Genomic DNA, 17439 nt, shown 5'->3' on the forward strand with positions numbered 1-17439 from the left:
CCGGAATCCACCCGTATGGGTTACGGGGTGCGGCGCACGCCTTCGGCGAGTTCGGCCGCCAGTTCCCTTACGGCGTCGAGTCCGGCGCGCTCGTCGCCGTCGGCGTCGAGGATCCGCTGCACGAAGGCGGAGCCGACGATGACGCCGTCGGCGAAGGCGGCGACCTCCTTCGCCTGGCGCGCGTTCGACACGCCGAGTCCGACGCAGACGGGCAGGCCGGAGGTGGCCCGGGTGCGGCGGACCAGGTCGGACGCCTGCGCGCCGACCGACTCGCGGGTGCCGGTGACACCCATGAGGGAGGCCGCGTAGACGAAGCCGGAGCCGGCCGCGGTGATCGTGGCGAGCCGCTCGTCCTTGCTGCTGGGCGCGACGACGAAGACGGTCGCGAGACCGTGCTTGTCGGCGTGCTCGCGCCAGAGCGCGGACTCCTGGACCGGCAGGTCGGGCAGGATGCAGCCCGCGCCGCCGGCCGCGGCGAGCTCCTCGGTGAAGCGCTCGACGCCGTAGCGGTCGATGGGGTTCCAGTAGGTCATGACGAGGACCGGCTTGCCGGTGGCCTCGTGGGCCTCCCGGACCGTGCGCATGACGTCGGCGATCTTGACGCCGCCGCGCAGGGCGATGTCGTCGGCGGTCTGGATGACCGGACCGTCGAGGACCGGGTCGCTGTGCGGCAGGCCGACCTCGACGATGTCGGCGCCGCCGTCGAAGACGGCCTTGATGGCGGCGATGCCGCCGTCCACGGTCGGGAACCCGGCCGGGAGGTAGGCGATGAGCGCGGCCCGGTTCTCGGCCTTGGCCTCGGCCAGGGTGTCGCTGAGCAGCTGCGTGTTCCCGGTCACTTGGCGCCCCCCTCGGCTCCGTTGTCGTACAGCCCGAAGTAGCGGGCCGCGGTGTCCATGTCCTTGTCGCCGCGCCCGGAGAGGTTGACGAGGAGCAGGGCGTCCTTGCCGAGCTCCTTGCCGATCTCCAGCGCCCCGGCGAGGGCATGCGCCGACTCGATGGCCGGGATGATGCCCTCGGTACGGGAGAGCAGGCGCAGGGCCTGCATGGCGGCGTCGTCGGTGACGGCGCGGTACTCGCCCCGGCCGCTGTCCTTGAGGTAGGCGTGCTCGGGGCCGATGCCGGGGTAGTCGAGTCCGGCGGAGATCGAGTACGGCTCGGTGATCTGGCCCTCGTCGTCCTGGAGGACGTACGAGCGGGAGCCGTGCAGGATGCCGGGCTCGCCCGCGGTCAGGGTGGCCGCGTGCTCGCCGGTCTCGACGCCGTGGCCGGCCGGCTCGCAGCCGATCAGGCGGACGGAGGCGTCCGGGAGGAACGCGTGGAAGAGGCCGATGGCGTTGGAGCCGCCGCCGACGCAGGCGACGGCCGCGTCGGGCAGGCGGCCGGCGCGCTCCAGGATCTGGCGGCGGGCCTCGACGCCGATGACGCGGTGGAAGTCGCGGACCATGGCCGGGAAGGGGTGCGGGCCGGCGACGGTGCCGAAGAGGTAGTGGGTGTCGTCGACGTTGGCGACCCAGTCGCGGAACGCCTCGTTGATGGCGTCCTTGAGGGTGCGGCTGCCGGACTTCACCGCGATGACCTCGGCGCCGAGGATGCGCATGCGGGCCACGTTGAGGGCCTGGCGCTGGGTGTCGATCTCGCCCATGTAGATGGTGCAGTCGAGGCCGAACAGGGCGCAGGCGGTGGCCGTGGCGACGCCGTGCTGGCCGGCGCCGGTCTCCGCGATGACGCGGGTCTTGCCCATGCGCTTGGTGAGCAGGGCCTGGCCGAGCACGTTGTTGATCTTGTGCGAGCCGGTGTGGTTGAGGTCCTCGCGCTTGAGGAAGACGCGGGCGCCGCCGGCGTGCTCGGCGAAGCGCGGGACCTCCGTGAGGGCGCTGGGGCGGCCGGTGTAGTTGACCATCAGGTCGTTGAGCTCGCGGGCGAACTCGGGGTCGGCCTTGGCCTTGTCGTACTCGACCGCGACCTCGTCGACGGCGGCGACGAGGGCCTCCGGGATGAACTTGCCGCCGTAGGCGCCGAAGTAGCCCTCGGGGGAGGGGATCTGACCCTCCGGGTCTGGAATGAAGAACTCGCTGGACATGCGGTTGCTCCTGGGACGCGTGCTGATGATGGTCACGGTATGCGCGCGACCCCACACGACACCTCCCCCACGAGCGTCACCGCCCGGCCTGGGCCTCCGGCCCCCGTTGTGGGCCATCGCCCCGCCGGGGCGACGCCCACCCTTTCGGGCCTGCGCCCCCCGTTGTGGGCAATCGTTCCGCTGGGGCGGAACGGGTGGGCACAACGGAACGGCGCCCCTTGCCGGGCCTAGGCTTCCGCGCCTGTAGCCCCGCCCCCGGTGCGGCGCCCTGGTGGTGCGGGCCGAGGCACTAGGAGCGGAGGCGCCCGCAATGGGCGCCGTCCCGTGTGCCCACCCGTCCCGCCCTGCGGGACGATTGCCCACACGGGGGTGGACGAGGCGAGCACTCGGGGCTGGTCGGCTGCCCGCACTGGCTCGGGGTGGCTGGTCGCCCACGGGTGTGGGACGGCCGCCCCGTTGCGGGTGCGGGTGGCGGAAGGCGGGGCCCGGGGCGTGGGCGGGACTACGTGTGGGTGGTGTGGGTGAGGGTGCGCGCGGGGCGCGGGCGCCATCGCATGCCGTTGACCTGGCCGGGCTCGTCGCCGATCACGTACCGGACCCGGCGGCCGTGGACACGGCGGGCGGGTGCGCGGCAGCCGCGCGGCCGACAGCCCCGGGCCAGCGGGGCGTGGGCGGGCGCGGCGGCGGTGCGGAGGAGGGTACGGCGCGCCGACGGGACCTCTGGCGGGGTCGGCGTGGCGCGTCGGACGGTCATGGCGGAGGTCAGCTCCGGCCGTGGCGCAGGGCCGGGTGGGCGCCGGCGGCGACGAGGTCGGCGACGGCGGCCTTCGGGTCGCGGCCGGTGACCAGCGACTCGCCGACCAGGACCGCGTCGGCCCCGGCGTTGGCGTAGGCGATCAGGTCGTGCGGGCCGCGGACGCCGGACTCGGCGATCTTGACGATGTGGTCCGGGATCTCGGGCCCGACGCGCTCGAAGGTGGAGCGGTCGACCTGGAGGGTCTTCAGGTTGCGCGCGTTGACGCCGATGATCCGGGCGCCGGCCTCGACGGCCCGCTCGACCTCGTCCTCGTCGTGGACCTCGACCAGCGGGGTCAGGCCGATGGACTCGGCGCGCTCGATGAGGGAGACCAGGGCCTCCTGCTCCAGGGCGGCGACGATGAGGAGCGCGAGGTCCGCCCCGTACGCCCGCGCTTCCCACAGCTGGTACGCGGTGACGATGAAGTCCTTGCGCAGCACGGGGATGTCGACCCGGGCGCGGACGGCCTCCAGGTCGGCGAGGGAGCCGCCGAAGCGGCGCTGCTCGGTGAGGACGGAGATGACGGCGGCGCCGCCGGCCTCGTAGTCCGCGGCGAGCGCGGCCGGGTCGGCGATGGCGGCGAGGGCGCCCTTGGACGGGCTGGAGCGCTTGACCTCGCAGATCACCTTGACGCTGTCCCCGCGCAGTGCGGCGACGCCGTCCTTGGCCTGCGGCGCCTTGGCGGCGCGGTCCTTCAGCTCATCGAGGGAGACCCGCGCCTGCCGCTCTGCGAGGTCGGCGCGCACGCCTTCGATGATCTCGTCGAGCACACTCACGCGAGAGGCCCCCTTCCGGGACGGTGACGGTGTTGATGAACGCCGGGGAACAGTGTTCAGCCAAGTCGATGGTATCCGCAGGTGGGCCCCTGACCCGCATCGGTTCGCGACGCGTCCCACCTGCTGGGACTTCAGGGGGCCAGCGCGGAGCCGAACGGAAGGTTCCGCACCAGGGTGAAAACGGCCAGAACGGCCCCGACGCCCCACCAGAGGACCGGGGAGACCGCCAGGCGCATCGGGGTCCCCTTGACTGCGCGAACCAGCCAGACGGTCATGACGACCGCGAAGACGCCGTAGCCGACGACGGCCAGGGCGTTCGCGCCGAGGGCGGCGCCGAGGTCGCCGTGGACGAAGGCGTGGGCGCTGCGCAGACCGCCGCAGCCGGGGCAGTAGATCCCGGCGAAGCGGAGCAGCGGGCAGACCGGGTAGTGGCCGGGTTCGTTGGGGTCGACCGTCCCCACGTACGCGAAGGCCGCGGCGACCCCGGCGAGCGAGCCGAGCGGGGCGAGCAGCCGCCGGGCGAGGGGCTTGGGCGGCACGGGGAGGGGGTACGGGCCGGGCGGCGCCCAGGGGGCCCGTACGGGTTCGGTCTCGGCTGCCGCCGTCGGCTTCGCGTCCACCCGGTGATTCTCGCCCGGGACGCGCGATGGCGCAGCCCCGCGTCGCGGGACTGCGCCATCGGAGTGAGCCCGGGGCGTCAGGCGCGCGCCTTGATGCTCTCGGTGGCGGCCTCACGGGCGGCGACGACGGCGGCCGACTGCTTCGGCATGCCGAGGCCCGCGACCTTCATCACGCCGCCGACGATGCCGCCGAGGACGATGACGCCGATGCCGCCCCAGAAACCGGGCACGTTGGCGGCCACCATGAAGACTCCGGCGATGCAGAAGCCGATGAAGGAGATGATGACACCGGTCCAGGCGGCCGGGGTGTGTCCGTGGGCGCTGCCCGCCATGAGTTGCTCCTCGTTGATGTTGCTCGGTGGTGACGCCTCATTCTTCCGCACATGGGGGCGCGGAGATGAATCGGGGTGCCCGAACGATCACGCGTCGCGCTCGGGGTCCGGCCGTCAGTCGCCGTGGGTGGGGTCCTCGCCGCGGTCGAGGGCCTTCCACAGGTCCTCGGGCCGGTCCGGATCGGCCGTCGCGGGACGGCGCGTCGCGCGCGGGGCGCCGGAGCGCTCGTAGCGGCCGCCCATCGCGGGCCAGGCCTTGCCGTAGCGCAGGGCGAAGAGTCCGGCGGCCAGGATGAGGACGGCGCCGGCGGCGGTCACGTACGGCCAGACGGTGTGGCTGAGTCCGTCGACGACGGCGGCGGTGTTGCCGCTGATGCGGGCCGCCTCGGCGTCCAGGGCGGCGCTGTCGGAGGCGCCGAGGACGGCGGCGAGGGCCGCGCCCGCGCCGCTGAGGGCGAGCAGGGCGGCGACCAGGGTGCGGCCGGTGCGGCGGACGGCGAAGACGGCGACGAGCGCGGCGAGGCCGACGATCGCGAGCGCGGTCGGCACGCCGGTGACGGAGCCGCCGTCGGCGTGCACGGGAACCGCGCCGCCGCCGACGGCCGCGGTGCCCTCGGCCCAGATCTGGCCCGCGGAGAGCAGCACGACGGTGGCTCCGAGGGCGCCGAGCAGGAGGGCCGCGGCCAGACTGCGACGGGCTCCGGAGGAGGAGGCGGCGCCGCCCGTGCGGGCGGCTCGGGGCTGGGGTACGGGTACGGCACTCACGTACCCCACTATCCCCTACCGGCTCCCCGTGCGTTCATCCGGTCGTGGTCATCCGGTTGGCCGTGTGGACGGCGCGGAGCACCGCCGCCGCCTTGTTGCGGCACTCGTTGTCCTCGGCGACCGGGTCGGAGTCGGCGACGACACCGGCGCCCGCCTGCACGTACGCGGTGCCGTCGCGCAGCAGCGCGGTGCGGATGGCGATGGCCGTGTCGGAGTCCCCGGCGAAATCGAGATACCCGACACATCCGCCGTACAGGCCGCGGCGGGTGGGTTCGAGCTCCTCGATGATCTGCATCGCGCGGGGCTTGGGCGCGCCGGAGAGGGTGCCGGCCGGGAAACAGGCGGTGAGCACGTCGAAGGCGGTCCTCCCCTCGGCGACCCGGCCGGTCACGGTGGAGACGATGTGCATGACGTGCGAGTACCGCTCGATCGACATGAAGTCGACGACCTCGACGGAGCCCGGCTCGCAGACCCGGCCGAGGTCGTTGCGTCCGAGGTCGACGAGCATGAGGTGCTCGGCGCGCTCCTTGGGGTCGGCGAGGAGTTCCTCGGCGAGGTCGTGGTCCTCCTGCGGGGTGGCCCCGCGGTGCCGGGTGCCGGCGATGGGGTGGACCATCGCCCGCCCGTCCTCGACCTTGACCAGCGCCTCGGGCGAGGAGCCGACGACGTCGAAGCCGTTCTCGAAGCGGAAGAGGTACATGTACGGGGAGGGGTTGGTGGCCCGCAGGACCCGGTACACGTCCAGGGCGGAGGCGGCGCACGGGGTCTCGAAGCGCTGCGAGGGCACCACCTGGAACGCCTCGCCGGCCCGGATGCGCTCCTTGATGTCCTCGACGGCGTCCTGGTAGGCCGGGCCGCCCCACAGGGCGGAGAACTCGGGGAGTTCGGAGGCGGGCAGGGCGGCGGGGACGGTGGCGACCGGGCGGGCCAGGTCGGCCTCCATCGCGTCGAGGCGGGCGACGGCGTCCGCGTACGCCTCGTCGACGCCGGTCTCCAGGTCGTTGTGGTTGATCGCGTTGGCGATCAGCAGGACCGTGCCGTCCCAGTGGTCGAGGACGGCGAGGTCGCTGGTGAGCAGCATGGTGAGCTCGGGCAGCCGGAGGTCGTCGCCGCCGTGCTCGCCGATGCGCTCCAGGCGGCGCACGATGTCGTAGCCGAGGTAGCCGACCATGCCGCCGGTGAACGGGGGCATGCCGCCCGCGAGGTCTCGTGGAGTGTGCAGGGTCTCGACGGTCGCCTTGAGGGCGGCGAGCGGGTCGCCGTCGACGGGGACGCCGACCGGCGGGGTGCCGAGCCAGTGGGCCTGGCCGTCCTCGACGGTGAGGGTCGCGTCGCTGCGGACCCCGATGAAGGAGTAGCGGGACCAGCTGCGTCCGTTCTCCGCGGATTCGAGGAGGAAGGTGCCGGGGCGTTCGGCGGCCAGCTTGCGGTAGAGCCCGACCGGGGTGTCGCCGTCCGCGAGGAGCCTGCGGCTGACGGGGATGACGCGGCGGTCGGCCGCCAGCTTGCGGAAGTGCTCGAGATCCATGGCGCCAGACCCTACTCGGCCGCGAGGAGGACGTCGGCGTCGAAGCAGGTCCGGGCCCCGGTGTGGCAGGCGGCGCCGACCTGGTCGACCGTGACCAGCAGGGTGTCGGCGTCGCAGTCGAGCGCGACGGACCGGACGTGCTGGACGTGGCCGGAGGTGTCGCCCTTGACCCAGTACTCCCGGCGGCTGCGGGACCAGTAGGTGCAACGGCCGGTGGTGAGGGTGCGGTGCAGGGCCTCGTCGTCCATCCAGCCGAGCATGAGCACCTCGCCGGTGTCGTACTGCTGGGCGATGGCGGGGATCAGGCCGTCCTCGCTCCGCTTGAGGCGGGCGGCGATGGCCGGGTCGAGGTCGCTGGGGGTGCGGGGCGTGCTGCTCATGCCGCCATTCTGCCGCGCCGGGCGGGGATGTCCGGCGGTGCGTCCACTGGGCGGACCGGTGGGCGCCGCCGTACCCTGGCGGACATGTCGACCCATGCCAAGCGTGAACGCCTTCTGCTCGCCGACCTGTTGGAGGCGGCCGGTCCGGACGCCCCCACGCTCTGCGAGGGGTGGCGGACCCGGGACCTGGCGGCCCATGTGGTGGTGCGCGAGCGCCGCCCGGACGCGGCGGCCGGTTCGGTGGTGCCGGCGCTGAAGGCCCGGCTGGAGCGGGTGCAGGCGGAGTTCGCCGAGAAGCCGTACGAGGAGCTGGTCCAGCTCATCCGTACGGGCCCGCCACGGCTCTCGCCGTTCACGATCAAGCAGGTGGACGAGGGCGCGAACGTGGTGGAGTTCTACGTCCACGCCGAGGACGTGCGCCGGGCGCAGCCGGAGTGGTCGGCGCGCGAACTCGACCCGGTCTTCTCCGACGCGCTGTGGTCGCGCCTGGAGAAGTCCGCCCGGCTGCTGGGCCGCAAGGCCCCGGTCGGGCTGGTGCTGCGCCGCCCGAACGGACAGACGGCGGTGGCGCACAAGGGCACCCCGGTGGTGACGGTCTCCGGCGAGCCGGGCGAGCTGACGATGTTCCTGTTCGGCCGCCAGGACGTGGCGAAGGTGGCCCTGGAGGGCGACCAGGAGGCGGTGGACCGGCTGCACGAGGCGAAGCAGCTGGGAATCTGAGGCCGCCGGACCCGAGTCCCCCGCCTCCCTCCTCCCCCTCCTGTCTCCCTCCCCCTCCTTCCTCCGGCGCGCCCGGTCAGGAGGAAGCCCGCTCCAGTTCGGCGAGGGTCGCCGTGAGCCAGGTCAGCTCCGCCTGGGAGGTGGCGCGGGCCACGGTCAGGACGCCGCGCCGGAAGGGGTCGTCCAGCTCCTCGGCGCGCAGCGGGCGGTCGCCGTCGTAGAAGAAGCTGGCCGGCTCCCGCAGGAAGGCCAGCCTGCGCCGCAGCACCTCGGCCTGGGCGGCCGGGTCGTCCAGGTGGCGCAGGAAGGTCAGCAGCACGAACCAGCGGTTCTCGTCGGTGATCTGTGTGTCCTCGGGCCCGGCGAGCCTCCGGCGCAGCTCCCGCTTGCCGTCGGCGGTGAGGCTGAGCACCTGGCGGGGTGCGGCGGCGGGGCCTTGCCGGGTCTCACGCGTGAGGAGCCCGGCCTTCTCCAGGCGTTTGATCGCCGGATACAGCGTGGACTCGCCGACCGGGCGGACGTGGCCGGTGAGGGCGGTGATGCGCTTGCGCAGCTCGTAGCCGTGCAGGGGTGCTTCGTAGAGGAATCCGAGCAGGGACAGTTCCAGCATGCCCGCATTCTCGCCCATCAGCGGTGTACATCGATGGCGTAGTACTACGTTACCGATGTACAGTCGCCCGAGTCGGCGGCCCGTGCGGGCCGCGGTGGGGAGTGGACAGTGCGTGAGGCCCGATTCGACGCGCGGGGCAGTGTGATCCGGTGGACCGAGACGCCCGGCGAGGGGCCGGCGACGGTGTTCGTGCACGGTCTGGGCGCCGCCTCGACCGTCTACCACGCCCACCTCGCGGCCCGCCCCGAGTTCACGGGCCGCCGGATCCTCTTCGTGGACCTGCCGGGCCACGGCATCAGCGACCGGCCCGCCGACTTCGGCTACGCCCTGGAGGACTACGCGGACGCGCTCGCCACGGCGCTCGACGCGGCCGGGGTGCGCGGCGGCGTGATCTCGGGCCACAGCATGGGCGGATCGGTCGCCATCGTCCTCGCCGACCGCAGGAGCGACCTCGTCTCCCGCCTGGTCGTCACCGAGGCCAACCTCGACCCCTTCCCGCCGCCCCAGGCGGGCAGCAGCCTCATCGCCGCGCACACCGAGGACGAGTTCGTGCGGGGCGGCGGCTTCGCCCGCGTCCTCGAGCGCGTCGGCCCCACCTGGGCGGCGACGATGCGCCTCGCCGACCCCCTGGCCCTGCACCGCACCGCCGCACACCTCGTACGGGGCACCGATCCGGCCCTGCGGGAACTGCTGCTCCGCAACACCCGCGTCGAGCGCGTCTACCTCCAGGGCCGGCTCAGCGGCGAACTCGCGGGAGCCGACCGGCTCAGGGCCGCGGGCGTGGACGTGGTGACCGTCCCCGACGCCGGACACAACATCATGTTCGACAACCCCGACGCCTTCACCCGCGCCCTGGTGGGGGAACCGGCGACGAGCCCGGCGTGACGTCGTGACACCCGTGACGCCGTGACACCCGTGACGCCGTGACACCTGTGACGCCGGACCCCAAGGCCCGTCGCCGCCCTCCCGTCCGCCCCGCGACGACCGGCCCTAGCTCGGCAGTTGGGCCCTAGCGCGGGAGTTCGGCCCTGCGGACCGCCGGGACGACGAGGCCGTAGATCCCCGAGACGGCGCAGACGGCCGCGCTGACGACGTACACCGGGCCGAGGCCCCACAGGCCGATCGCCGCGCCGGTGAGCGGGTAGCCGAGCGGGGCGAGGCCGAGGGAGCAGAGGCCCGCCACGGCGGTGACGCGACCCAGGTAGGCGGGCTCGCAGTGGGTCTGGACGAGGGCGTTGCACAGCGCGCCGGAGAGGCCGGCGAGCAGGCCGATGGCGAGGGCGACGGCGACCGCGACGGGCAGGACCGGCGCGTAGGCGAGGGCGCCGATCGCGACGGCGCCCAGGGTCATCGTCCAGCCGCTGACGGCCCCGGCGCGGGGCACGTGCCCCCGTACCGTCAGGAGCAGCGCGGCGGAGCCCGCTCCGGTGCCGAAGCCGGCGAGGATCCAGCCGATGCCGGAGGCGCCCCAGTCGCGCTGCTCGGCGAGGACGGCGAGGCCGACGTTGAGGGGGCCGGCGAAGCCGAGGTCGCTGAGGAGCACGATGACCATCAGCGGGCCGAGGACGCGGTGCCCGCGCAGGTAGCGCAGCCCGTCGGCGAGGTCGCTCAGGGCGGTGCCGTCGCGGGCCGGGTCGCGGGCGGGGAGCGGGCGGAGGCGCAGCGTGCTCAGCAGGGGGATCGAGAGGGCGAAGAGCGCTCCGGCGGCCCCGAAGGCGGTGGCCGGGCCGCCGACGGCGACCGCGAGGCCGCCGAGCGGGGCGCCGAGGACGGCGCCGCTGCGGTACGCGAGGCCGCGCAGGCCCTGGATGCGGGCCAGCTGGTCGGGCGGGGCGATCCGTGGCGGCAGGGCGCCGACCGCGGGCAGGAACAGGGCGTCGACGGTGCCGAAGACGAGGGCGACGGCGGCGAGCGCCCACAGGCCGGGCGAGGTGAGGAAGAGGGTCGCGGCGAGGCCGAGGACGACGAGGCAGCGGACGGCGTCGGAGCCGATGACGACGCGGCGCGGGCCGAGGCGGTCGGCGACCACTCCCCCGCCGAGCATGAGCAGGGCCCGGGGCACGGCGCTGACGGCCATGACGAGTCCGGCCTGGGCGGGGGTGCCGGTGCTGACGACGGTCCAGGACAGGGCCAGGTGGTAGACGCTGTCGCCGAGGGTGGAGGCGGTGTAGGCGCCGGTCCAGCGCAGGACGTTCGGGTCGCGGTGGGCGGGGCGCGCGGGGGCGGCGGCCGGGGCCGCGGCGGTGGTCATCGGGTCAGCCCCGGTACGGGAAGCCGAAGAGGTGGACGGCGACGTTCTCGCGTCCCTCGGTGTCGCCCGCGGCCTCGGCGGCGCGGGCCCGCTCGTCGTACTTCCTGACGACCTCGTCGAGTTCGGCGCCGAGCCCGGCGAGTTCGGCGGCGGTGAGCCGGGGCAGCCACTCGGAGCTCATGGCGGCGGCCCGCCATGCCTCGGGCCAGGTGTGCCGCTCGTCGAGGAAGCGGCTGTGCATCTCGGTGCGCTGCGCGTTGATCGTGCGGCCGAACGCGGTGCTCGCGGCGGCGAGTTCGGGCGCGTCCCGGAGGTCCTGCTCGTGGACGCTGAACCCGTAGGAGCTGGGCTGCCACCAGCGTTCGCGGCCGTCGGCGGACTGATTCTCGGCCTCCTCGATGAGGCCGTGGTCGGCCAGCTTGCGCAGGTGGTAGCTGACGAGGGAGACGGCCTCGTCGACCTGGTCGGCGAGTTGCGAGGCGGTGGCGGTGCGGGCGACGAAGAGGGCGCGGTAGAGGCGCATCCGCAGCGGGTGGGAGATGGCTTTGAGGGTGCCGAGATCGGTGATCCGGCGGTTCTCCGACGAGGTCATGTCAGGAACTCTAGATAGACAGGAAACCTTGCGCAATGGATGTTGCGCAAATAATCCTGCACATCCACCAAAGGGAGAGGCCCCCGGGATCCCGGGGGCCTCTCCGCACAGCCTGCGATCAGCGGACCTGTCGGCCCGCCTCCTTCAGCGCCTGCTTGACCTCGCCGATCCGCAGATCACCGAAGTGGAAGACCGAGGCCGCGAGCACCGCGTCCGCGCCCGCCTCGATGGCCGGCGGGAAGTCGGACAGCTTGCCGGCGCCGCCGGAGGCGATCACCGGCACGGTCACGTGCTTGCGCACGGCCGCGATCATCTCGGTGTCGTAGCCGTCCTTCGTGCCGTCCGCGTCCATCGAGTTGAGCAGGATCTCGCCCGCGCCCAGCTCGGCGGCCCGGTGCGCCCACTCGACCGCGTCGATGCCGGTGCCCTGCCGGCCACCGTGCGTGGTGACCTCGAAGGAGCCCGTCGCGGTGCGGCGGGCGTCGACCGACAGGACGAGGACCTGACGGCCGAAGCGCTCGGCGATCTCACGGATCAGCTCGGGGCGGGCGATGGCGGCCGTGTTCACGCCCACCTTGTCCGCGCCGGCCCGCAGCAGCTTGTCGACGTCCCCGGCGGAGCGGACCCCGCCGCCGACGGTCAGCGGGATGAAGACCTGCTCGGCGGTGCGGCGCACCACGTCGTAGGTGGTCTCCCGGTTGCCCGAGGAGGCGGTGATGTCGAGGAAGGTGAGCTCGTCGGCGCCCTCGGCGTCGTACAGCTTGGCCATCTCGACGGGGTCGCCCGCGTCCCGCAGGTTCTGGAAGTTGACGCCCTTGACGACCCGGCCGTTGTCCACGTCCAGGCAGGGGATCACGCGTACGGCGAGACTCATGCGGCGCCTCCCTCGGTGGCCGCCGGGCGGTACGCCTCGACCTCGACCTCGACGACCAGACGGGGGTCGACGAAGCCGGAGACGATGATCATGGACGCGGCGGGGCGGACGGCGTCGAAGAGCTCCTTGTGGGCCCGGCCGACCTCGTCCACGTCCCGCGCGTGGGTGATGTACATGCGGGTGCGGACGACGTGCTCGGCGCCCAGACCCAGCTGCTTCAGGGCGGCGAAGGCCACGTCGAAGGAGTTGACGGTCTGCTCGTACGGGCCGCCGTCGGCGATCGCGCCGCCCACCACGGAGGTGCAGCCGGCGACCAGGACGGTCCCGTTCGGCAGCTCCACCGCGCGGGAGTAGCCGAACTGCTCCTCCCAGGGGGCGCCGGTCACGACCTTGCGCACGGAGTCGCTCATACGGCCGCCACCGCCTTGAGGGCCTCCTCCAGGGTGAACGCCTTCGCGTACAGCGCCTTGCCGACGATCGCGCCCTCGACGCCCAGCGACACCAGGCCGGACAGGGCCCGCAGGTCGTCCAGGGAGGAGACGCCGCCGGAGGCGACGACGGGCTTGTCGGTGGCCGCGCAGACGTTCTTCAGGAGCTCCAGGTTGGGGCCCTGGAGGGTGCCGTCCTTGGCGATGTCGGTGACGACGTACCGGGCGCAGCCCTCGGAGTCGAGGCGGGCCAGCGTCTCGTACAGGTCGCCGCCGTCGCGGGTCCAGCCGCGGCCGCGCAGGGTCGTGCCGCGCACGTCCAGGCCGACGGCGATCTTGTCGCCGTGCTCGGCGATGACCTTGGCGACCCACTCGGGCGTCTCCAGGGCGGCGGTGCCCAGGTTGACGCGGGTGCAGCCGGTGGCGAGGGCGGCGGCGAGCGTGGCGTCGTCGCGGATGCCGCCGGAGAGCTCGACCTTGATGTCCATGGCCTCGGTGACCTCGCGGACCAGCTGCCGGTTGTCGCCGGTGCCGAAGGCGGCGTCCAGGTCGACCAGGTGCAGCCACTCGGCGCCGGAGCGCTGCCACGCGAGGGCGGCCTCCAGGGGGGAGCCGTAGGAGGTCTCCGTGCCGGACTCGCCGTGCACGAGGCGGACGGCCTGGCCGTCGCGGACGTCGACGGCGGGGAGGAGTTCGAGCGCGCTGGTCACAGGATTCCGATCCAGTTGGTGAGGAGCTGGGCGCCGGCGTCGCCGGACTTCTCGGGGTGGAACTGGGTCGCCCACAGGGCCCCGTTCTCCACCGCGGAGACGAACGGCTCGCCGTGGGTGGACCAGGTCACCTTGGGGGCACGGATGTGCGGGTTGCCGACCTCCAGCTCCCACCTGCGCACCCCGTAGGAGTGCACGAAGTAGTAGCGGGTGTCGGCGTCGAGGCCGGCGAACAGCTCGCTGTCCGCGGGCGCGTCGACCGTGTTCCAGCCCATGTGGGGCACGACCGGCGCCTCCAGCGGCTCGACCGAACCGGGCCACTCGTCGAGGCCCTCGGTCTCCACGCCGTGCTCGATGCCGCGGGCGAAGAGGATCTGCATGCCGACGCAGATGCCCATGACCGGGCGGCCGCCGGAGAGCCGGCGCCCGATGATCCACTCGCCGCGGGCCTCCTTGAGGCCCTCCATGCAGGCGGAGAAGGCGCCGACACCGGGGACCAGCAGGCCGTCGGCGTTCATGGCGCGCTCGTAGTCGCGGGTGATCTCGACGTCGGCGCCGACCCGGGCGAGGGCACGCTCGGCGGAGCGGACGTTGCCGAAGCCGTAGTCGAAGACGACGACCTTCTTGGGGCCGCCGCTCATGACCACACGTCCAGCCGCAGCACACCGGCCGCCAGACACATGAACGCGCCGAAGGAGAGCAGCACGATGAGGCCCTTGGGCATCTTCTGCTTGGCGAAGGAGTAGATGCCGCCGAGCAGGAAGAGCCCGACGACGATCAGGATGGTGGAGAGGCCGTTCACGGTTACAGCGCGCCCTTCGTGGAGGGGAGGATCCCGGCGGCGCGGACGTCGCGCTCGGAGGCGTAGCGCAGGGCGCGGGCGAGCGCCTTGAACTGGCACTCGACGATGTGGTGGGCGTTGCGCCCGTACGGCACGTGGACGTGCAGGGCGATCTGCGCCTGGGCGACGAAGGACTCCAGGATGTGCCGGGTCATCGTCGTGTCGTAGGAGCCGATCATCGGCGCCATGTTCTCGGGCTCGGTGTGCACCAGGTAGGGGCGGCCGGAGAGGTCGACGGTGACCTGGGCGAGCGACTCGTCCAGCGGGACGGTGCAGTTGCCGAAGCGGTAGATGCCGACCTTGTCGCCGAGCGCCTGCTTGAAGGCGGCGCCGAGGGCGAGGGCGGTGTCCTCGATCGTGTGGTGCGAGTCGATGTGGAGGTCGCCGTCGGTCTTCACGGTCAGGTCGAACAGACCGTGCCGGCCGAGCTGGTCGAGCATGTGGTCGTAGAACCCGACCCCGGTCGACACATCGACCTTTCCGGTGCCGTCGAGGTCGATCTCGACGACGACGGAGGTCTCCTTGGTGGTGCGCTCAACGCGGCCTACCCGGCTCATGCGTCCTGCTCCTTCTTCAACTCACGAACCGCGTCGAGGAACGCGTCGTTCTCTTCGGGGGTGCCCGCGGTGACCCGCAGCCAGCCCGGTACGCCGTTGTCCCGGACCAGGACGCCCCGGTCGAGGATCTTCTGCCAGGCCGCGTGGGAGCCCTCCGCTCCGTCGAAGCGGCCGAACTGGACGAAGTTGGCGTCGGAATCGGTGACCTCGTAGCCGATCGCCCGCAGCTCGGTGACGAGGCGGTCGCGCTCGGCCTTGAGCTGCTCGACGTACCCGAGGAGGGTGTCGGTGTGCTCCAGGGCGGCCAGCGCGGTGGCCTGGGTGACGGCCGACAGGTGGTACGGCAGGCGCACCAGCTGGACGGCGTCGACCACGGCGGGGTGGGCGGCGAGGTAGCCCAGGCGCAGTCCGGCGGCGCCGAACGCCTTGGACATGGTCCGGGAGACCACCAGGTTCGGGCGGCCCTCGATGAGGGGCAGCAGCGAGTCGCGGTGGCTGAACTCGACGTACGCCTCGTCGACGACCACCAGCGAGGGCTTGGCGGCCTGGGCGGCCTCGTACAGCGCGAGGACGGTCCCGGCGTCGACCGCCGTGCCGGTGGGGTTGTTGGGCGAGGTGACGAAGACGACGTCCGGCGCGTTCTCCGCGATGGCCCGCTCGGCCGCCGCGAGGTCGATGGTGAAGTCCTCGTTGCGGGGGCCGGAGATCCAGTGGGTGCCGGTGCCGCGGGCGATCAGGGCGTGCATCGAGTACGAGGGCTCGAAGCCGATCGCGGTGCGGCCGGGCCCGCCGAAGGTCTGCAGCAGCTGCTGGAGCACCTCGTTGGAGCCGTTGGCGGCCCACACGTTGCCGAGGGACACCGGGTGCTTCGCGGTACGGGTGAGGTAGCGGGCGAGCTCGGTGCGCAGCTCGACCGCGTCCCGGTCGGGGTAGCGGTTGAGGCCGCGGGCGGCCTCGGCGACCCGCTCCGCGATCCGGGCCACCAGGGGCTCGGGCAGCGGGTACGGGTTCTCGTTGGTGTTCAGCTGGACGGGCACGTCGAGCTGGGGCGCGCCGTAGGGCGACTTGCCCCTGAGCTCGTCGCGGATGGGGAGGTCGTCGATGCCGACCGTGTCGTACGTGGTCACTTGCTCTCCGGCACCTTCCATCCGAAGCGCGCCTTGACGGCGGCGCCGTGCGCGGGCAGGTCCTCGGCCTCGGCGAGGGTCACCACGTGGTGGGCGACCTCGGCGAGCGCGTCGCGCGTGTAGTCCACGATGTGCACGCCGCGCAGGAAGGACTGCACGGACAGGCCCGAGGAGTGGCAGGCGCAGCCGCCGGTGGGCAGGACGTGGTTGGAGCCGGCGCAGTAGTCGCCGAGGGAGACCGGGGCCCAGGGGCCGACGAAGATCGCGCCCGCGTTGCGGACCCGGTCGGCGACGGCGGCGGCGTCGGCGGTCTGGATCTCCAGGTGCTCCGCGCCGTAGGCGTCGACGACCCGCAAGCCCTCCTCCAGGCCGTCGACCAGGACGATCGCGGACTGGCGGCCGGCCAGCGCCGGGACGATCCGGTCGTCGACGTGCTTGGAGGCGGCGACCTGGGTCTTGAGCTCGGCCTCGACGGCCTCGGCGAGCTCCTCGGAGGCGGTGACGAGCACGGAGGCGGCCATCGGGTCGTGCTCGGCCTGGCTGATCAGGTCGGCGGCGACGTGCACCGGGTCGGCGGTGGAGTCCGCGAGGATCGCGATCTCGGTGGGACCGGCCTCGGCGTCGATGCCGATCCGGCCCTTGAGGAAGCGCTTGGCGGCGGCGACGTAGATGTTGCCGGGGCCGGTGACCAGGTTGACGGGGGCGCAGCCGGGCGCGTCGGAGGTGTCGGAGCCGCTGGAGGTGCCGTACGCGAACATGGCGATGGCCTGGGCGCCGCCGGCGGCGTAGACCTCGTCCACCCCAAGCAAGGCACAGGCAGCCAGGATCGTCGGGTGAGGCAGTCCGCCAAAGCCGGGATCATCCCCGCTGGTGCGGGGAAGCGCCTGGGGCGGCGAGGCCACGGCAAGCGACGTTACGCCCGCTTCCTGCGCAGGCACAACGTTCATCACCACGGATGAGGGATACACCGAACGCCCGCCCGGCACGTACAGGCCGACGCGCTCGACGGGGATCCACTTCTCGGTGACGGTGCCGCCGGGCACGACCTGGGTGGTGTGGGTGGTGCGGCGCTGCGCGCGGTGGACCATGCGGGCGCGCCGGATGGACTCCTCAAGGGCGGCACGGACGGCCGGGTCGAGCTCGTCGAGGGCGCGGGTGAGGGCCTCGGCGGGCACGCGCAGGTTCTCGACGCGGACGCCGTCGAACTTCTCCCCGTAGTCGATCACCGCTGCGGCGCCATGATGCCGGACGTCCTCGCAGATCGGCCGCACCTTCTCCAGGGCGGCTTCCACGTCGAACTCGGCACGGGGCAGCAGGTCGCGCAGGGCGGCACCCTCGGGGAGGGACGCGCCGCGCAGATCGATTCGAGAGATCACGGGTCAATTCTCGCAGACGCCCCACAGCCCCCGGACGCCCGTATCACTGGCTGATACGGGCCACTCTGGCGTC

22 protein-coding genes are annotated in these 17439 nt (G+C 73.1%); 2 read left to right on the forward strand and 20 right to left on the reverse strand.

Features of this window, described 5'->3' with window-relative positions; translation table 11 throughout:
- Positions 1-20 precede the first annotated feature (20 nt).
- From trpA to hisI, 9 genes are all read right to left on the reverse strand, one after another.
- Positions 21-839 (reverse strand): tryptophan synthase subunit alpha, encoded by an 819-nt coding sequence (gene trpA, locus AB0Q96_RS05995; protein WP_365322101.1) that lies wholly within the window; start codon positions 837-839, stop codon positions 21-23.
- On the reverse strand, positions 836-2083 hold the full coding sequence (gene trpB / locus AB0Q96_RS06000) for a tryptophan synthase subunit beta (protein ID WP_365322103.1): 1248 nt from the start codon (positions 2081-2083) through the stop codon (positions 836-838). The genes trpA and trpB overlap by 4 nt, the downstream gene beginning before the upstream one ends.
- A 502-nt stretch (positions 2084-2585) precedes the next feature.
- The gene (locus tag AB0Q96_RS06005) at positions 2586-2837 is read right to left on the reverse strand and encodes a hypothetical protein (protein ID WP_365322105.1); all 252 of its coding nucleotides are present in this window, start codon (positions 2835-2837) and stop codon (positions 2586-2588) included.
- A gap of 8 nt (positions 2838-2845) precedes the next feature.
- Complete coding sequence (gene trpC, locus AB0Q96_RS06010; protein ID WP_365322107.1) at positions 2846-3655, reverse strand: indole-3-glycerol phosphate synthase TrpC; 810 nt, start codon at positions 3653-3655, stop codon at positions 2846-2848.
- 131 nt (positions 3656-3786) lie between these two features.
- Positions 3787-4194 carry a DUF2752 domain-containing protein gene (locus tag AB0Q96_RS06015; protein ID WP_365322490.1) on the reverse strand — a complete coding sequence of 136 codons (408 nt, stop codon included), beginning with the start codon at positions 4192-4194 and terminating at the stop codon, positions 3787-3789.
- A gap of 158 nt (positions 4195-4352) precedes the next feature.
- Positions 4353-4607 carry an HGxxPAAW family protein gene (locus AB0Q96_RS06020; protein WP_365322109.1) on the reverse strand — a complete coding sequence of 85 codons (255 nt, stop codon included), beginning with the start codon at positions 4605-4607 and terminating at the stop codon, positions 4353-4355.
- A gap of 114 nt (positions 4608-4721) precedes the next feature.
- Positions 4722-5381, reverse strand: a complete 660-nt coding sequence (locus tag AB0Q96_RS06025) for a TIGR02234 family membrane protein (protein ID WP_365322111.1) — start codon at positions 5379-5381, stop codon at positions 4722-4724.
- A 25-nt stretch (positions 5382-5406) separates the two neighbouring features.
- Positions 5407-6900 carry an anthranilate synthase component I gene (locus AB0Q96_RS06030; protein ID WP_365322113.1) on the reverse strand — a complete coding sequence of 498 codons (1494 nt, stop codon included), beginning with the start codon at positions 6898-6900 and terminating at the stop codon, positions 5407-5409.
- Between the two features lie 11 nt (positions 6901-6911).
- Positions 6912-7280, reverse strand: a complete 369-nt coding sequence (gene hisI / locus AB0Q96_RS06035; RefSeq protein WP_365322114.1) for a phosphoribosyl-AMP cyclohydrolase — start codon at positions 7278-7280, stop codon at positions 6912-6914.
- Positions 7281-7364: 84 nt separating this feature from the next.
- On the opposite strand from hisI, the gene AB0Q96_RS06040 reads away from it, so the two are divergent.
- On the forward strand, positions 7365-8000 hold the full coding sequence (locus AB0Q96_RS06040; RefSeq protein WP_365322116.1) for a TIGR03085 family metal-binding protein: 636 nt from the start codon (positions 7365-7367) through the stop codon (positions 7998-8000).
- Positions 8001-8076: 76 nt separating this feature from the next.
- On the opposite strand, the gene AB0Q96_RS06045 is transcribed toward AB0Q96_RS06040, so the two are convergent.
- Positions 8077-8610 (reverse strand): PadR family transcriptional regulator, encoded by a 534-nt coding sequence (locus tag AB0Q96_RS06045; RefSeq protein ID WP_365322118.1) that lies wholly within the window; start codon positions 8608-8610, stop codon positions 8077-8079.
- Between the two features lie 108 nt (positions 8611-8718).
- Between AB0Q96_RS06045 and AB0Q96_RS06050 the strand changes: the two genes are divergently transcribed.
- Positions 8719-9495, forward strand: a complete 777-nt coding sequence (locus AB0Q96_RS06050; protein ID WP_365322119.1) for an alpha/beta hydrolase — start codon at positions 8719-8721, stop codon at positions 9493-9495.
- Positions 9496-9619: 124 nt separating this feature from the next.
- Here the strand turns inward: AB0Q96_RS06050 and AB0Q96_RS06055 are convergent, their stop codons facing one another.
- The 10 genes from AB0Q96_RS06055 to hisD all read right to left on the reverse strand — a co-directional run bounded on the left by AB0Q96_RS06055 (position 9620) and on the right by hisD (position 17366).
- The gene (locus tag AB0Q96_RS06055) at positions 9620-10861 is read right to left on the reverse strand and encodes an MFS transporter (RefSeq protein WP_365322121.1); all 1242 of its coding nucleotides are present in this window, start codon (positions 10859-10861) and stop codon (positions 9620-9622) included.
- Between the two features lie 4 nt (positions 10862-10865).
- Entirely contained in the window at positions 10866-11453 is a 588-nt protein-coding gene (locus AB0Q96_RS06060; protein WP_365322123.1) for a helix-turn-helix domain-containing protein, read from the reverse strand.
- Between the two features lie 118 nt (positions 11454-11571).
- Positions 11572-12327 (reverse strand): imidazole glycerol phosphate synthase subunit HisF, encoded by a 756-nt coding sequence (gene hisF, locus AB0Q96_RS06065; RefSeq protein ID WP_365322124.1) that lies wholly within the window; start codon positions 12325-12327, stop codon positions 11572-11574.
- Complete coding sequence (locus tag AB0Q96_RS06070) at positions 12324-12737, reverse strand: RidA family protein (RefSeq protein WP_365322126.1); 414 nt, start codon at positions 12735-12737, stop codon at positions 12324-12326. The genes hisF and AB0Q96_RS06070 overlap by 4 nt, the downstream gene beginning before the upstream one ends.
- Positions 12734-13465, reverse strand: a complete 732-nt coding sequence (priA, locus tag AB0Q96_RS06075; protein WP_365322128.1) for a bifunctional 1-(5-phosphoribosyl)-5-((5-phosphoribosylamino)methylideneamino)imidazole-4-carboxamide isomerase/phosphoribosylanthranilate isomerase PriA — start codon at positions 13463-13465, stop codon at positions 12734-12736. Before priA ends, AB0Q96_RS06070 begins: the two co-directional genes overlap by 4 nt.
- Complete coding sequence (gene hisH, locus AB0Q96_RS06080; protein ID WP_365322130.1) at positions 13462-14106, reverse strand: imidazole glycerol phosphate synthase subunit HisH; 645 nt, start codon at positions 14104-14106, stop codon at positions 13462-13464. Before hisH ends, priA begins: the two co-directional genes overlap by 4 nt.
- Complete coding sequence (locus tag AB0Q96_RS06085) at positions 14103-14267, reverse strand: hypothetical protein (RefSeq protein ID WP_365322132.1); 165 nt, start codon at positions 14265-14267, stop codon at positions 14103-14105. The genes hisH and AB0Q96_RS06085 overlap by 4 nt, the downstream gene beginning before the upstream one ends.
- Before the next feature lie 2 nt (positions 14268-14269).
- Complete coding sequence (hisB, locus tag AB0Q96_RS06090) at positions 14270-14863, reverse strand: imidazoleglycerol-phosphate dehydratase HisB (protein ID WP_030211590.1); 594 nt, start codon at positions 14861-14863, stop codon at positions 14270-14272.
- On the reverse strand, positions 14860-15990 hold the full coding sequence (locus AB0Q96_RS06095) for a histidinol-phosphate transaminase (RefSeq protein WP_365322134.1): 1131 nt from the start codon (positions 15988-15990) through the stop codon (positions 14860-14862). Before AB0Q96_RS06095 ends, hisB begins: the two co-directional genes overlap by 4 nt.
- Positions 15987-17366, reverse strand: a complete 1380-nt coding sequence (gene hisD, locus AB0Q96_RS06100; protein WP_365322136.1) for a histidinol dehydrogenase — start codon at positions 17364-17366, stop codon at positions 15987-15989. Before hisD ends, AB0Q96_RS06095 begins: the two co-directional genes overlap by 4 nt.
- Positions 17367-17439: the final 73 nt, after the last annotated feature.

This window comes from Streptomyces sp. NPDC093111 (assembly GCF_040683955.1).
In the GTDB taxonomy this organism is placed as follows: Bacteria; Actinomycetota; Actinomycetes; order Streptomycetales; family Streptomycetaceae; genus Streptomyces.

Bases quoted from the DNA above. Each gene is read 5' to 3' on its own strand.
- hisB (WP_030211590.1), bottom strand. From the start codon at position 14,863: ATGAGCCGGGTAGGCCGCGTTGAGCGCACCACCAAGGAGACCTCCGTC.
- AB0Q96_RS06060 (WP_365322123.1), bottom strand. From the start codon at position 11,453: ATGACCTCGTCGGAGAACCGCCGGATCACCGATCTCGGCACCCTCAAA.
- hisF (WP_365322124.1), bottom strand. From the start codon at position 12,327: ATGAGTCTCGCCGTACGCGTGATCCCCTGCCTGGACGTGGACAACGGC.
- hisI (WP_365322114.1), bottom strand. From the start codon at position 7,280: ATGAGCAGCACGCCCCGCACCCCCAGCGACCTCGACCCGGCCATCGCC.
- AB0Q96_RS06005 (WP_365322105.1), bottom strand. From the start codon at position 2,837: ATGACCGTCCGACGCGCCACGCCGACCCCGCCAGAGGTCCCGTCGGCG.
- trpB (WP_365322103.1), bottom strand. From the start codon at position 2,083: ATGTCCAGCGAGTTCTTCATTCCAGACCCGGAGGGTCAGATCCCCTCC.
- AB0Q96_RS06030 (WP_365322113.1), bottom strand. From the start codon at position 6,900: ATGGATCTCGAGCACTTCCGCAAGCTGGCGGCCGACCGCCGCGTCATC.
- AB0Q96_RS06055 (WP_365322121.1), bottom strand. From the start codon at position 10,861: ATGACCACCGCCGCGGCCCCGGCCGCCGCCCCCGCGCGCCCCGCCCAC.
- hisH (WP_365322130.1), bottom strand. From the start codon at position 14,106: ATGAGCGGCGGCCCCAAGAAGGTCGTCGTCTTCGACTACGGCTTCGGC.
- AB0Q96_RS06020 (WP_365322109.1), bottom strand. From the start codon at position 4,607: ATGGCGGGCAGCGCCCACGGACACACCCCGGCCGCCTGGACCGGTGTC.
- AB0Q96_RS06070 (WP_365322126.1), bottom strand. From the start codon at position 12,737: ATGAGCGACTCCGTGCGCAAGGTCGTGACCGGCGCCCCCTGGGAGGAG.
- AB0Q96_RS06040 (WP_365322116.1), top strand. From the start codon at position 7,365: ATGTCGACCCATGCCAAGCGTGAACGCCTTCTGCTCGCCGACCTGTTG.
- AB0Q96_RS06045 (WP_365322118.1), bottom strand. From the start codon at position 8,610: ATGCTGGAACTGTCCCTGCTCGGATTCCTCTACGAAGCACCCCTGCAC.